12 protein-coding genes and 1 tRNA gene are annotated in these 15,885 nt (G+C 36.5%); 8 read left to right on the forward strand and 5 right to left on the reverse strand.

Translation table 11 applies throughout. The features are described from left to right. Positions 1-42: 42 nt before the first annotated feature. Positions 43-1,293 (forward strand): peroxiredoxin family protein, encoded by a 1,251-nt coding sequence (locus G3O08_RS01260; RefSeq protein WP_204336730.1) that lies wholly within the window; start codon positions 43-45, stop codon positions 1,291-1,293. A gap of 7 nt (positions 1,294-1,300) precedes the next feature. On the opposite strand, the gene rpiB is transcribed toward G3O08_RS01260, so the two are convergent. After that, entirely contained in the window at positions 1,301-1,729 is a 429-nt protein-coding gene (rpiB, locus tag G3O08_RS01265) for a ribose 5-phosphate isomerase B (RefSeq protein ID WP_163282843.1), read from the reverse strand. A 421-nt stretch (positions 1,730-2,150) separates the two neighbouring features. On the opposite strand from rpiB, the gene G3O08_RS01270 reads away from it, so the two are divergent. Genes G3O08_RS01270 through G3O08_RS01280 form a run of 3 tightly spaced genes read left to right on the forward strand, consistent with a single transcriptional unit; the run spans position 2,151 to position 7,866 of the window. Next, on the forward strand, positions 2,151-3,743 hold the full coding sequence (locus G3O08_RS01270; protein ID WP_163282844.1) for a toxin-antitoxin system YwqK family antitoxin: 1,593 nt from the start codon (positions 2,151-2,153) through the stop codon (positions 3,741-3,743). Between the two features lie 53 nt (positions 3,744-3,796). After that, the gene (locus tag G3O08_RS01275; RefSeq protein ID WP_163282845.1) at positions 3,797-7,099 is read left to right on the forward strand and encodes a PAS domain S-box protein; all 3,303 of its coding nucleotides are present in this window, start codon (positions 3,797-3,799) and stop codon (positions 7,097-7,099) included. 14 nt (positions 7,100-7,113) lie between these two features. After that, entirely contained in the window at positions 7,114-7,866 is a 753-nt protein-coding gene (locus G3O08_RS01280) for a response regulator (protein WP_163282846.1), read from the forward strand. A 116-nt stretch (positions 7,867-7,982) separates the two neighbouring features. On the opposite strand, the gene rnr is transcribed toward G3O08_RS01280, so the two are convergent. Next, positions 7,983-10,136, reverse strand: a complete 2,154-nt coding sequence (rnr, locus tag G3O08_RS01285) for a ribonuclease R (protein WP_163282847.1) — start codon at positions 10,134-10,136, stop codon at positions 7,983-7,985. Positions 10,137-10,278: 142 nt separating this feature from the next. On the opposite strand from rnr, the gene G3O08_RS01290 reads away from it, so the two are divergent. From G3O08_RS01290 to G3O08_RS01305, 4 genes are all read left to right on the forward strand, one after another. Next, on the forward strand, positions 10,279-10,776 hold the full coding sequence (locus G3O08_RS01290) for a ferritin (RefSeq protein WP_163282848.1): 498 nt from the start codon (positions 10,279-10,281) through the stop codon (positions 10,774-10,776). 168 nt (positions 10,777-10,944) lie between these two features. Further along, positions 10,945-11,475: a YfiR family protein gene (locus G3O08_RS01295; protein ID WP_163282849.1), complete on the forward strand. Its 531-nt coding sequence runs from the start codon at positions 10,945-10,947 to the stop codon at positions 11,473-11,475. Positions 11,476-11,479: 4 nt separating this feature from the next. Then, positions 11,480-12,385: a hypothetical protein gene (locus G3O08_RS01300; RefSeq protein ID WP_163282850.1), complete on the forward strand. Its 906-nt coding sequence runs from the start codon at positions 11,480-11,482 to the stop codon at positions 12,383-12,385. A 20-nt stretch (positions 12,386-12,405) separates the two neighbouring features. After that, entirely contained in the window at positions 12,406-14,220 is a 1,815-nt protein-coding gene (locus G3O08_RS01305) for a SpoIIE family protein phosphatase (RefSeq protein ID WP_163282851.1), read from the forward strand. A 47-nt stretch (positions 14,221-14,267) separates the two neighbouring features. Here G3O08_RS01305 and G3O08_RS01310 read toward each other — a convergent pair whose 3' ends face one another. From G3O08_RS01310 to G3O08_RS01320, 3 genes are all read right to left on the reverse strand, one after another. After that, complete coding sequence (locus G3O08_RS01310; RefSeq protein WP_163282852.1) at positions 14,268-15,110, reverse strand: universal stress protein; 843 nt, start codon at positions 15,108-15,110, stop codon at positions 14,268-14,270. Between the two features lie 264 nt (positions 15,111-15,374). Beyond that, positions 15,375-15,656 carry a GIY-YIG nuclease family protein gene (locus G3O08_RS01315; RefSeq protein ID WP_163282853.1) on the reverse strand — a complete coding sequence of 94 codons (282 nt, stop codon included), beginning with the start codon at positions 15,654-15,656 and terminating at the stop codon, positions 15,375-15,377. A gap of 60 nt (positions 15,657-15,716) precedes the next feature. Further along, positions 15,717-15,790 (reverse strand) — tRNA-Asn (locus G3O08_RS01320). Positions 15,791-15,885: the final 95 nt, after the last annotated feature.

Here is a 15,885-nt window from a genome sequence, read left to right on the forward strand (position 1 = left end):
GGCTTTAACCGACCCTTTTTTGTACTTATCTTCTTACAACCTATGCGAAAACTTACGCTCATTATATTAATTGCTGCCCTCTCTGCATGTCAGAACAAGGAACCAAATGCAGATAACAAAGACACGTCTATCAAATTACTCCAAAATGGGGAATGGAGGTTTTCTCTAAAAATAGAAAACGAAGAACTCCCATTTAACGTGGAGCTATCGAATGTAGCATCAAAAGATCCCAAAGCTGTAATCCTAAACGGAGATGAAAGAATTGAGTCAAGTCAAGTTACTATCAAGGCTGATTCTATTTGGATAAGACTTCCGGTTTTCGACACTGAACTGCGTGGAAAAATAGAAAGCCAAAATCTGATAACCGGCTTTTGGATCAATAAAACCCGCCAGAACTACAGTATACCTTTTGTTGCTGAATACAATAAAAATTTTCGATTTACGCCGGCTAAAACCAGCACTGTTATTAAAGATCGGTATCATGTAATCTTCGGCCCAAATTCTGAAGATCAGTGGGATGCTATTCTATTGCTCAATCAAAACCCCAACAAAATTACCGGCACCTTTATAACTGAAACAGGCGACTATCGCTATCTGGAAGGAAATATAATGAACGACAAGTTGTATTTAAGTACTTTTGACGGGAGTCACGCCTTTCTCTTTCACGCCGATATAGATGGAGATAGCTTAATAAACGGCTCCTTCGTTTCAGGTATTCATTACCAGGCAGATTGGTTAGGAAATGCAGATACAACCTTCACTCTTAGAAAACCACAGGATCTCACTTATTTAAAAGAAGGATATGAATATCTCGACTTTAAACTTCCAAATGAAAATGGAGACACTGTAACCTGGGATGATATGAACTTAGCCAATAAGGTTGTCATTGTAGATATAATGGGTAGCTGGTGTCCTAACTGCATGGATGCAAGTGCATCATTAAAAGAACTCACCGCATCTTACAATTCAGATGAAATAGAAATTCTCCCTATTGCTTTTGAATTAACCTCCGATTTAGATGCAGCCCGCAAGCGCATTTTTAAAATGCAAAGTGACCTTGGAATGAAGAAAAAATTCCTTTTTGGTGGTTACGTCAGCAAGGAAAAAGCCGCCGATACATTTCCGATGCTCAACAAAATAATGTCATATCCCACGCTTATATTTATAGGTAAGGACAGAGAAATAAAGCAAATTTATACAGGCTTTTATGGCCCGGGAACCGGCACTTATTATACAGAATTTATGAGTAATACCAAAAAACTCTTAGATAGACTCGTTGCAGAGGAAGGATAAACCAATCTTAAACAATTCCTATTTTACTAACCCTCCGCTGATGGCGACCGCCTTCAAAATCTGTATTTAAAAAAGCATCTACAATATCTTTAGCCTTTTGTACTGATATAAAGCGTGCTGGAAGAGCCACAATATTTGCATCATTATGTGCTCTTGCAAGTTCTGCAATCTCTTTTTCCCAGCATATAGCGCATCTCACATGATCATGCTTATTAGCAGTCATTGCCACCCCATTAGCACTCCCACATATTAAAATACCCAGCTCTACTTCCCCACTTTCAATAGCATTAGCTACCGCGTGCGCAAACTCAGGATAGTCGGTACTGTCATTGCTAAAGGTACCTTTGTCGTATATGGAAACTTTTTTATTCAAATACTCAACAAGTTGAATTTTCAGTTCGTAACCTGCGTGATCACTACCAATTGCAATTTTCATAACGTAAATTTTTGACAAATATAAGCATTACATTATGTTCACAATTTATTAACAATCAACATAATTACTAAATAGACATCATTGATTTTAAGCCGATTACAAATTTAGTTGTTAGACCCTATCATACACTTTTTGTTAACTAAGCGTTAACAACGAGCTATAACTTTATTTGGATATATGACTCTATACATCTGTATGGAAATATAAATCGGATAAGCCTAGTTAACAACCTTAAAAATTATCAATACAAAATGATATAACTATCAACACTATATTTACTCCTCAAATCAGATTGTTATCCATACCAACAAAAAACAGGTGAATTGTTGAAATCTCACAAGCCATCAGAAGAACAAGGCATTAAGCAATATAAATTGTTTAATAGTTGTTATTAACTTTGGACAAGTAAGAAAAGTACCATATGAAAGAATTGATTCCTAACAGTATTGACAGGGCTATTACATTTACATTATCTTTTAAAAAGAAATATAATGTAATATATAGACTGATATTTCTTCTATTTTTTCTTTCGGTAGGTAATGCCGTTCTTGCACAGAAAGAATACCAGATATACTACTACGACAATGGAAATGTTTCAAGCGAAGGCACAATGCAGGAAGGTAAACCAAATGAATATTGGAAAACCTATTATCCCACAGGGCAACTCAAATCTCAAGGAAACCGACTTAATTTTGAATTAGATAGTGCTTGGATTTTTTACAACGAACAGGGTGAGCGAGTTAGCAGTATAAATTACAAGAAAGGGAAGAAAAATGGCGAGATAATTGCGTTTAGAAACGATGTTGTTTATGAAATATCTCAATACGAAAACGATCAAAAAGTAGGAGAAAGTATAATTTATTTTCCTACTGGCGAGAAAAAAAGGGTGATTCCTTATGCCGATGGACAAGAAAATGGAAAAGGATTCGATTTCGACCTGGATGGTAGGATTATTACCCTTTTGGAGTTTGAAGATGGTTATTTACGGCGTGCAGATAAGATAAATCGTTTTGATAATTTGGGTAAGAAGAGAGGGCCCTGGATAGATTTTCATACCAATGGAGTGGTAGCCACGGAAGGCTATTTTATGAATGATTTAAAAAATGGGATATTTAAATATTTTGATAAGAAAGGCAACCTGATTACACTGGAAAAATACCGCGACGGAGAAATCGTAATGGATAGTGAAGAGTCTATAATTTTAGATATTAGAAATACATATTATCCTGATGGAACCGTAAAATCGAGTGGTGGATATGTAGATGGAAAGAAGGAAGGAACGCACAGAATTTACGATGAGGAAGGAAATATAATTTCTGGTGAAGTGTATAAGATGGGTGTTAAAACCGCCGAAGGAATAGTTGATCAAACAGGAGATTTTCAGGGAGAATGGGAATTATATTATGGAGATGGGGCACTGAGAGCCAAAGGCGATTACGAGAATAGCTTAAGAACGGGAGATTGGATTTTTTACCATAAAAACGGTAAAGTTGAATCGGAAGGGAAGTACATAGCAGGCTTACCACAGGGCCAGTGGAAATGGTATTATGACAATGGAAATTCACGGAGGAAGGATTATTACCGGAGGGGAAAAGAAGATGGAGAATCGGTAGAAATGGATAAGGACGGAAATATTATTACTCAAGGCCAGTTTCTGGGCGGTTATAGAGATGGAGAGTGGTTTTATAATGTAGGCGATCATATAGAGAAGGGATCCTATATTGACGGAGAGAAGAATGGTGATTGGGTATATGAATATGAAGATGGTACCATTAATTTTGAAGGCGAGTATATTAGGGGATTAGCCACTGGTAAGCATAAATGGTATTACCCCAACGGGCAGACAAAGAAGGAAGGTCGCTACAGCAGCGGAGTACGCGTAGGAACGTGGGTAAAATATGATGAAGACGGAATAAAAGTTCTTGATGTGAAATATAAGCAAGGCAAAGAATTTAAAATAAATGGAAGGAAAGTTATATCATCAGAGAGTAGTGAAGAAGAAACAATTCCATAGGTAAGTTACTTGAAGTTGTTAATTTTATACCTTAATATATTAATATATCGGCATTGAGTAAGAAACCAGATTTTACTATTGAAGTTGACCGTACTGTAATAGGATACGCAGATAGTATTAAAATGCCTGCCTGGATTTATAATTTAGACGAAAGGAAAGTTGTTTACCACAATAAGGCTTCTAAATATTTATCTCGGTATACCGAAAGTTTAGAAGAATCTAAAAATAGTTTTGAAAATCTGGTGAAGGAGAAAATTGATGAATCTCTGGGAAATCAGTGTTTTTTAGTATCAGAAATATTTTTAAATAGTGCTTTCATAGCGCGAAAATTTCAAATTATAGTCAATAGGTTGTCGCCAACTCAGGTGATAATTACATTTTTAGAATTCGAACCAAGCACAAATTTCAACTCCTTTAAAACAACCGTCTTGTTTTGCAATCAAGCGGGTGAAATAACTTGGCGAAGCAAACAATCTTATGATAAGCGCTTCGATGAAATTGATTCCATAAGTGATCTGCTTGGAAAGAAAGACAGCAAAAGATTAGGTGAGTTAATAAAGAATAGCTTAAAAAGTAATAACTCAGAAGTATTACCCAATGTAGAAGTTTCTTTTGAAAATATTTCTGGAGAAATGCATATTGAATGCATCTCATTTGCAAATAAAACCACTATGGTGGGGCTAATATTTTCAGATGCTCAATTTCAAAGTGAATTGATTCTCGAGAAATCACGTGCAGAGCTTGCAGAAGAAATCAATGAAATTTTAAAGCTTGAAATTTCGGAGCACAAAAAAACACAACAAAAACTTGAAGAGACTGAGTATTTATCTAGCACGATATTAAATAGTTCTTTGAATATTATACTAACCTTTTCAAAAGAGCAAAAGATAAGCGAGTTTAATAAAAAAGCTCAGGAGATTACGGGTTATTCGCGTGATGAGGTATTGGGTAAGGAAATAGATTTAATTCTCGAAAATGTAAGTGAGGTAAAAAATGTAATAAGTAGCGTAAATGATAAGGGATACTTTGAAGGTGAACTGCTTTGTATAAAAAAGGACGGATCTAAATTTGGTGTATTTGCAGCGGTATCGCTTTTAAAAAATAATGTTGGAGAATCGCAGGGATACGTATGCAGCTTACGGGATATTTCTGAGATTAAGAAATGGCGAGAAATAGCTGCCATTACCGAAGAGCGTTACACAGATTTGTTTGAAAACGCTACTGACCTGATTCAAGGTGTAAGGAAAGACGGAACCTTTATTTATACCAATAAATCATGGTATAAGCATTTGGATTACACGACGAGTGAACGGGATGAATTAAAAATATTTGATCTGATTATTCCTAAAGAAAGAAAAGAGTTTAAAAAACACTTCTCTAATATTTTGAATGGTGAAGAAACGCAAACACGAAAATGGACGCTTAAGGGAAAAAAAGGAAAGGTATTGATTGTAGAATCAATTGACAATTTGAAACTTAAAAATGGGAAGCCGCATACAGTAAGAAGCGTAATGCGGGATATAACAGCCGCATCACAGGCAGAGCATCTTGCAAGAGAACAAAGTGCTAAAGTAGAAGCCATAATTGAGAGTGGTAATATTATGTTCTGGACTGTAAATAAGGCAATTAAGCTAACTTCCTTTAATAATGAATACGCCAAGACGATTTTTAAGTTATACGGAAAGTTACCCATTTTAGACAAAGGGAAAGGAGAGTTAAAGGATAAATTTGCTCCAAAAGAGTATCATTCCTTCTGGGATAGGAAGTATAATGAAGTATTTAGGACGGGTAAACCGCTTTTTTTTCAAACTAAAACCAAAGACAAACAAGGAATTGCGTATTACCGGGAAATTTATCTAAGACCTATACGAAGCAATGGAAAGAACAGTGGAGTAACTGAAGTGGCAGGAACTGGGCTTGATATTACCGATAAAAAACTAACCGAGCGAAAAATTAATGAGCAAACATCTAAAATTCAGACCATTTTTGATTCTACCAATCACATGATATGGTCGCTTGACACAAAAGGTAAACTTACTTCCTTTAATAATATTTTTCGAGTAAAGCTTAAAGAACGTTATGGAATAGATATTAACGTAGGTGATGATGGATTAAAAATTGCGCGAGAAATAAAAATATCACTGAAAGGGGGATGGAATCATGTATTGGCTCGCTTAAAAACCGGTGAGCGCCTGCAAATTGAAATTGAAACAAAAGATAGGGAGAAAAAACATCATATAGATGATATTTCTATTTCGCCTATTTACAACGATGATGGCGAAATAGTTGAGTTGGCAGGGATGGCACAAACTGTAACATTTAAAAAAGCTGCCGAGAAGAAATTAAAAGATCAAGCAGCAAAAATTAATGCGATTTTTAACAGTACGGCCATGCTTATGTGGACCTTAGATAAAAATATGCGCATTGTGGCGTATAATAAAGTTTTTGCTGACAAGCATTTTAAAATGTTGGGTAGCGAAGTTGGCATTGGTTCTAATTTCTTAAAAACCATTCAATCTAAGGTAGCTCCTGAGTCATTTGAAATGCTCCAGAAGTATTATTCGGCGGCTTTCAGCGGAGCAGATCAACAATTTGAAGGAGTACTATACAGTGTTGATGGTGAAAAAAAATGGATGGAAACCTTCCTGAATCCTATTTATTCGGAAAATAACGAGATAAAGGAAATTTCCTGTCTTTCACACGAAATAACCGATAAAAAAATTATTCAGGAGCAAATGCGGGAGAGCATTCACGAAAAAGAAATTTTGCTTCAAGAGGTACATCACCGGGTGAAAAACAATCTTCAAGTTATAAGCAGTATTCTAAACCTTCAATCGTCGTACGTAAAAGATGAAAATTCATTAAGTATTCTTCGTGAAAGTCAAAATAGAATAAAGTCGATGAGCTTTATTCACGAGTCACTTTATCAAACTAAAGATTTTTCAAACATTGAGTTTAGTGATTATATATTTAGTCTGAGTAAAAATTTAATTCACTCGTATAGCCTGGCCGTGGGTAAAGTAAAATTGATAACTGATTTTGAACGTACACATTTATCTTTAGATCAGGCTATTCCCTGTGGGCTTATTGCAAATGAACTTATTTCTAACGCATTAAAATATGCTTTTATTGGCGACGCAGAGGGAGAAATATCACTTTCTATAAAGGAAAATGAAGGGAAAATAGTTATTTGCATTGCTGATAACGGTATTGGACTTCCAAAAGATTTAGATTATGAAAATTCTGATTCGCTGGGTTTACAACTGGTTTATACACTAATTGATCAGTTAGATGCTACCATAAAAGTAGATACATCAATCGGCACAAAATATTTGATTACCTTTGATAAACAATAATAGAATAAACTGTAATGGCTAAAACAAACGTATTAGTAGTTGAAGATGAAAGCATTGTGTCGAAAGATATTCAGCACAGCTTAAAAAAATTGGGTTATAACGTTGTTGGATCTTCATCTACCGGAGAGAAAGCTATAGAGCTGGCCTTGGAGCTAAAGCCCGATATCGTATTAATGGATATTATGTTAAAGGGTGAAATGACTGGAATTGAAGCTGCTGAAGAAATAAAAGCCTCAATAAACATTCCTGTTATATATCTTACTGCTTATGCAGATGAAGGAACATTGGCAAAAGCAAAAGTTACCGAACCATATGGATATATTATTAAACCATTTAAAGAAATAGATATTCATACTTCTATTGAAATGGCACTTTACAAGCATCAAAAAGTAACAGAAGTTCGAAAAGAACGCGACTTGCTTTATTCGCTCGTTGAAAATAAAGAGTCGAGCGATTTTATTTTTGTAAAATCTAATTCACGCCTGGTAAAGCTTAAAACCGAGGATATTTATTTTGTTGAAGCATTGAAAGATTATGTGGTGATCAACGCGCTAAGCACGCGATATACTATCCATTCTACCATGAAGGATATTGAGAAAAAACTACCTTCCGAAGAATTTGTAAGGGTGCACAGATCATTTATCGTAAGACTGGACAAAATAGCTGCTATTGAGCAGCCAAATCTAATTTTGGAAAATGATAAGAAGGTTATTCCGATTGGCGGATCGTACAAAGAGGAGCTTAGTAATAGAATTAATCTGGTTTAAATATTCCAGAAAAACACTATTCTATTTTGTCATTTTTGATTTATGAGCGTAGTAGTAATACGCTCATATTTTTTTTGCAGCGGTTAGAAAGCATGTACCGATATTTAAGCATTAAATTAGATTAGTCTAAAATCTAATTGTTTGAGAATCAGATCTGCTCCATTAACTTTTATGCGCACCTTATCGCCGAATTCAAAGATTTCTTTGTACTTGGTACCTATTATTTGGTTTTTCTTTTCATCATACCGATATACATCATCATCCATGCTGTTTAGCGGAATCATACCTTCTATTTTGGTGTCTTCAAGCTCTACGTACATTCCCCACCGGGTTAAACCGCTTACATTTCCCGAAAAGTGCTCGCCGATTTTATTAAGCATAAACTCTACCTGCTTGTATTTTATTGAGGCACGTTCTGCGTCGGCAGCTTTTTTCTCCATATTAGATGAATGTTTACAAAGCTTATCGAGTTCGTCAAGATCAGAATATTTTTTACCGTGATTATAGGCATCAATTAGTCTGTGAACGAGCACATCAGGATATCGTCTAATGGGCGAAGTAAAATGGGTATAGAAATCAAATGCCAATCCGTAATGGCCAATATTGTCAGTGGTATAGACAGCTTTTGACATCGTGCGAATAGCCATCTGTTTTACTGTTTCTTCTTCGGGCTGGTCTTTTACTTGATTCATGAGATCATTGAGCGCCCAAGAGGCCTTTTCTGGTTTTGTGCTCTTAAGTTTGTAGCCTAAACGAGCCAGAAAATCTTTTAGGGTAATGAGTTTTAAAGGATCGGGTAAATCGTGTATCCGGTACACAAAAGGTTTGGCTTCGGCACCTTTCTTAATTTTTCCGGCATGCTCTGCAACACGCTTATTGGCGAGAAGCATAAATTCTTCAATGAGAAAATTAGCCTCTTTCATTACCTTGTGAAACACACCTGTGGGTTTGCCATTTTCATCAAGATTAAATTTTACTTCTATTCCACTAAACTCGAGAGCTCCATCTGTCATGCGTTGTTTTCGCATTGATTTGGCCCAGGCATTGAGTTGTAAAATTTCATCTTTAAAATCGCCGTCTCCTCCTTCTATTATGTTCTGTGCATCATTGTATGTAAATCGTTTATTACTTCTGATAATTGTTTTTCCAAACCATTCAGTCTTTACATTTCCGTCTATATCAAATTGAAATACAGCTGACATACAAAGCTTATCTTCATCGGGTCGCAAAGAGCAAACGAAATTTGAAAGTACTTCGGGCAGCATAGGCACTACTCTGTCAACAAGATATACAGAAGTAGCCCTATTCACGGCTTCTTTATCAATAATGCTTCCCGGTTTTACATAGTGAGATACGTCGGCGATATGAATGCCTACTTCAAATGTATCATCGTTTAATTTTCGAAGGCTCAGCGCATCGTCAAAGTCTTTTGCATCTTCAGGATCGATGGTAAACGTCGGAAATGAACGATAATCTTTTCTTTTTGAAATTTCAGATTCAGAAATAGTAACATCAATATTTTCTGCGGCGGCAAGTACATTTTCGGGAAATTCAAAGGGCAGTCCAAATTCGACGAGAATGGCATGCATTTCTACCTCATTATCTCCCGGATCACCCAAAACGCTTACAACTTCTGCAAAGGGAGATTTATCTAAATCTGTCCAGTCCAAAAGTTTTACAACTACTTTTTGACCGTTTTTTGCACCTTGAAGTTTGTTTTTATCCACGTAGAAGTCAACATGTACCCGCTGGTTTGAAGGAAGTACAAAAGCGTGCTTATCACTAATTTCGATTATCCCCACAAACTGTTCGGCATCGCGTTTTATAACACTTTTAATCTTCCCTTCCAACTTTCCACGACGTCCACCGGTCAAAATTACTTCTACAGTATCGCCGTGTAGAGCAAAACCGGTTTTATTTTCACTAATGTAAATATCCTCTTTTAATTGATCGGTTTTAACATAGGCGGCTCCCGACTTTGTAAAATCAATTACGCCCTGAAGGGTGGACGACTGACTTGGGTGCAATTTAAATTTACCATTTGAAATACTTTCAAGCATTTGTAAATCAACAAGTTCATTTAGATATTCGTTAACGCGTCTTCGCGTTTCAGAATCAGAAACATTTACGCGTGCAGAAACCTGTTTGTAATTGTAAATATCTGCCGGATTATCTCTGAAAACCTGCATGATATCTCCGCGCAGGTTTACTGCTTTTCGACCTTTGGATTTATCGCGTGTTTTACTACTGTGTTTTTTCTTTTTTCCCATTTTCAAGAGCTCAATATATACAATTAGTGAGCGGTATTTGTTCGTAATAAAAGATATTTCTAACAATGAAATATTGATTCAAAATTAAGGTAAATGCCAAAAGATTCAAAAGGAACGCTATATTTGACAAAACCTGATACGCATGTTAGTAAAAACAATTGAGAAGGCGCTTAACAAACAGATAGAAGTAGAAAACGCATCATCTCAGTTTTACCTCGCCATGGCATCCTGGGCAGAGACCGAAGGAATAAATGGTGTAGCCAATTTTTTATACAGACACAGTGACGAAGAACGTATGCACATGCTTAAGCTTGTGAGATACGTCAATGAACGTGGCGGAAGAGCCGAGATAGCTGCTATAGAGAAGCCGCCAAAGAAGTTTGAATCTGTACAATTTGTTTTTAAGTCGCTTTTTGAACACGAAGTAAAGGTGAGCAAAGAAATAAACGAATTGGTAGATCTTTGTTTACGAGAAAAGGACTATACCACGCATAATTTTATGCAGTGGTATGTATCAGAACAAATTGAAGAAGAAGCTTTGGCGCGAAATATTCTCGATAAACTAAATTTAATCGGGAATGATAAAGGGGGTTTATACTTGTTTGACAGAGATTTAGACACTCTTACAGGAAAGGTATAAATGATTTTCACAAAGTTTGTTTTTTTTTTATAACTAAACAGTCGCTTCACACGTATTTAAACATTGAAACGATATATTATTCAATATTGAACGTTAATAAGAATTAGGAATAGTTTGAAATTAGCAAGTATCACTACCTATTTTTATCCAGTCGCCTAAGGGTGTAGTATGAAGAAAATTTTACTGCTCATATTTCTTTTTGGAAATCTACTTGTTCATAGCCAGCAAATACCGGAAATGGATGAAAAAGATACTGCCGCAATGATAAAAGCGAGTTACTTGTATAATTTCGCTAAACTCATTGACTGGCCTGAAGCTTATAAATCCGGAAATTTTATTATTTCGGTTATGGGCAGTAGTAATTTACATAAAGAATTGGTTAAGAAATACAATTCTAAACAAATTGGAAGTCAACAAATAGAAATTAGAAAGCTTTCGCCTACTTTAAATATCAGCAAGTGCCATATTTTATATGTAGGAAATGAATGTATTAATATGCTACCGCAAATTGCAGAGACATTGAAAGATAAACCTGTTCTTATTGTTACTGATTACGATGGATCATTGGAAAATGGATCTGCTCTGAATTTTGAGTTTGTTAATGGTCAATGGCGATATGTACTAAAACTAAAGAATGCCATTGATAGAGATTTGTACATAGGTTCAACACTTAAAAGCTTGGCCCTTAAGGTGGAATAACCAAATGAAAAAACTATTATACATATTAATTATCTGTTTTGTGGCTTATCCTGCCTTACTTGAGGCTCAGATTAAGGATCAAATCGAAGCGGCATATGTCCTATACAATGCAGGAGATTATGAAGCTGCTGCTGATGCAATAAATGAAGTTGTAGAATCGCCAAAAGGAGAAACAAGTAAGGTGGCCTGGCACATAAGAGGCTTTATTTATAAAGATATTTATATCAAGAGTGAGCAGAATAATTCGGAGAGCAAGGCGCGAGATGAAGCCATTTACTCGCATAAAAAATGCATTGAAAACGACTTGGAAGGCACCTTAGTAAATCAGAGCAGGAATGCCATTACCTATTTGTCGGTTTCATATTACAACGATGCAATTGAGATTATGGATGCGAGAAATCCTATAGAAATTGGAGAAGCTAATAATCTCTATGAGAAATATAAAGAGATAACGCTTTATCTCTATCCCGACTCGGTAATGACAAGTAGTGATATCGATTATTTTCTTGCAATGTCAACAGCTCATCGAAAAATCTATGAGCGCGATAGAGCCAAGAATGAGGCCAACTGGGAGATTTCAAATGATTATTTAACTCGAGTGCTTGATCTAGATCCGCAAAATTGGGCCGCTCTATATTCTAAAAGTGTATCATATTACAACAAAGGAGCTTTTAATTTAGAGAGGTTGCCAGAAGCGCAGGGTATAACTGATATTTACAGAATAGAATCAGAAAGCATGCGAAGTATAGAATTTGCTTTGCCGTATATGATGAAAGCTTATGAAATTGATCCGGATAAGATAGAAGCTATTAAGGGGTTGAAAACAATTTTATTCAACCTTAATAGAGTAGAGGAGAGCAATGAAATGCAAAAACTGGAACTTCAGCTTGAAGATAAGGCCAAGGACTAGTGAAAAGGTGATGTGGGAAAATGAGGAGACTAAGATTCACGATAAGTCGTAAAATTGGATTCGGTTTTGCCGTATTACTTCTTACCACGCTATTTATTTTTGTTATAACATATGAAACCCTGCGCACTGGCAGGGGTATTAACGATAAAATTAATACCATTTACAATCCTTCAGTGTCATCTCTCGAAGGTTTAAAAAGCAGTGTGTTGCGATCGCGCACGCTTATTAACATGTGGGCATTTGTACAATCACGCGAAGACACAAAGGAAAAAATGTCGCTTGTAGATGTAGTTCAAATCGAAATACCAGCTATAAAGGGCGATATTGATAAGCTTAGCGTGAATTGGTCTGAGGCCGAAAGACGCAAAAAAGAGCGAATCTATAATGAACTTGATAAGCTCCTTGTGATGTACGACAAGGTTCAGTCAACCCTTGGCGATATGGAGAGTTATGACGACCCGTTTAAACGGTTTTCAATGACTGAATATGCCGAAGAAGACGGATTGATTTTTGAACAGGCGCGTATTGTAATTGAATCAATTAATGATTTAATTACTGAGCAGCGTACAAATGTTACTTCTATTAGCGTAGAGATGATTCAGTCTTTTAACAAATTGGAAGGATACCTGCGAAATTTTGGAATTGTGTTGTTTGTATTTGGTGTGATCATAGCCATTTTTACAGCGCGCAGTATTACAAAGCCCGCCGGTAGTTTGAAGCAGATATTACTGGAGCTTGGAAAAGGGAAATTTCCTCACAAAGCTGTGGTAGATACAGGCGATGAAATTGGAGAAATGAGCATTGCGCTAGATCAATTGGTGAGCGGATTAAAAAGAACCTCCGAATTTGCCAATCAGGTTGGAAAGGGTAATTTCTTAACCGAATATGAGCCGCTTTCCGAAGAAGATGTACTCGGAAATGCCCTTCTGTTGATGCGCGACGGACTGCGAAGAAATGAACAGGAACTTGAGCGAGAGGTACAGGATAGAACCCGGGAAGTGGTTAAGCAAAAAAATAAAATTGAAAAGCAAAACGAGCAGCGCAAGGAACTACTTGATAATATAACAGCAAGTATTAGATATGCAAAGCGCCTTCAAGAAAACATCCTACCTTCTGATAATCAGGTCGCAGAGCTTCTTCCAGAGAGTTTTGTTTTCTATAAACCAAAAGATATCGTTTCCGGCGATTTTTACCTTGTTAGAGAAGTGCGTGAAAAAATTCTATTCTCGGCAGTAGATTGCACAGGTCATGGCGTTCCCGGCGCTTTTATGAGTCTGGTAGGACACAATTCATTAAATCGTGCTATTATAACAAACCACAATTTAGATCCGGCCAAAATACTCGCAGACCTTAGCCAATATGCTACCGAGGCCATGAACACGAAGGCACACGATTCTGCCAATCGCGATGGAATGGATATGGCCTTATGCGTTTATGACAAAAAAGCCGGAACTATTGATTATGCCGGAGCTTACAGTCCGCTCTATCTTATTCGGAATAAAGAGCTGATAATTTACAAGCCCAACAAAATTCCGATAGCTTCGCCAGATGCACCAAGTGCTGATTACACCTCACAAAGAATTAAGCTTGAGCCTAACGATATGATCTATATCTTTTCAGATGGTTATGCCGATCAATTTGGAGGTCGAAAAGGCAAGAAGTTCTTCTACTCACCCTTCCGGAAAATGCTAATCAATATAGCGGAACTTGGAACAACTGAGCAGAAACAAATTATCGCTGAGCGAATGAATACCTGGCGATCAGACTCTATAGATGGAAAGAAGCACGAACAGGTTGACGACATGCTAATTATTGGTGTTAAGCACGTAGGTTAGACCGGGGAGAGTTTAAGATAGTTTAAATGTTGCTACTTGCCGGTCGATTAACCACCACCAGAATAAGCTCCAAAGATACTTGAGCTGGAAGTCCTTTTAGGATTGAGCACCAATACTGGAATCTGAGCTTTATTGGTAATAATATTTTGAACATAACTACCACCAATTAAATTTGCAAGACTCGATTCAGCCAAGTTCATAATCGAGATCAGATCGGCATCAATTTCGGTTGCGAAATCAATAATAGCCTCATCGAAATCGTCCGTTTTCTTATTGCTTATCCGAGAGGTATAGGTAATGCCCATGTCTCTAAAGAAGTTTTCGGCATACTTGAGGTTTCTTTCAAGAGCATTTTTCAAAAACTCATCGTTTTCACCTGGAATAATGATGTGAACGCGCGATTGAAAGTATTTGGCCATATCAGCCACTATAGATAGCTTTTGCTTCGTTTCTTTGTGCAAATCAAGTGGTACAACAATGTCGTCGTATCCGGTTTCACGAATGGCGCGATCTTGAGAAATGATAAATGGGGTATTTGCACTTGTAACAATGCGTATGGCTCTGCCGCCGGTAATAAATTGAAGTCCGCGCAGTCCGTGCGTGCCCATCATTACAAAAGTGGCTTCAAGCTCTTCCGCCAGTTCGCCGATATCTTCAAAAATGGTTCCCACGCGAGCCATTGTCTCAATTTCAAAATTAAAATCACCCTGCGCCATCTCTTGTGCAATACGAAGCTTTTCTCGTGCTTCGGAAAGCATATCAGCTTTTGGAACAACATGCAAGAGTATAACGCGGGCATTTGCAATTTGAGCCACTTTTATAGCGTGGTTTAACCCCATTTGCCCTACTTTACTGAAATCTGATGGTACCAGAATAATTTTCTTATTCATGATTCTATTTTAAAGATTGATGAAGTTATTGATCAAGTTATTGCTCTACTTATTTTCATCAAATATAGTTCAAATACTTAGCTCAATAATAATGTGCGAGTACAAATGTGTTAAAAAAATGGAAGCATTGTCAAGGAATTTGAATGAACAAACACGATTTTTATTAGATTAGATAGGGTTACACGACCTTAATAAGTCCTTCCTTCTGAAAGGTATCAGGTCCTATAACCAGCTTAGCAAAGAGAGGATAAAAATTTTGCAGTTCTAATTTTGATTTTTGGAAAAAAGGTCGTTCCAGCCATCTTTTATTATTTTCTGAATGAATTTTATACTTTTTTGTTTTTTAATAAATAACTCTACCTTAGATGCTTGTGTTGAGTTTTCAAATGAAATTATTTTTTCTAAAGTCCAAGGCTTTCCTCTTTTAGTCCAAATTTTATTGTGTTCAGAATTGTGATACAGGAATCTTTTGTTTGGATTCTCTGATTTTCCAACATAATATCTATCTATACTTTTAGAGTAGAGAATGTAAACGTAATATTCCATTGAAAAAGTTTTGACAAGTTTAGTAAAACAAAAAAGGCCGCACGATGTGCAGCCTTTTTGCTCCTCCTCTTGGGCTCGAACCAAGGACCCTCTGATTAACAGTCAGATGCTCTAACCAGCTGAGCTAAGGAGGAATTTATAATATTCCGTTATTTCAATATTCATCCATTTCCCAGTTAGTCCAAGGACCCTTCCCGTTTCTACGGGATCAGATGCTCTAACCAGCTGA

Origin of the sequence: Cryomorpha ignava (assembly GCF_010686655.1) — a bacterium.
GTDB classification, from domain to species: domain Bacteria; phylum Bacteroidota; class Bacteroidia; order Flavobacteriales_D; family Cryomorphaceae; genus Cryomorpha; species Cryomorpha ignava.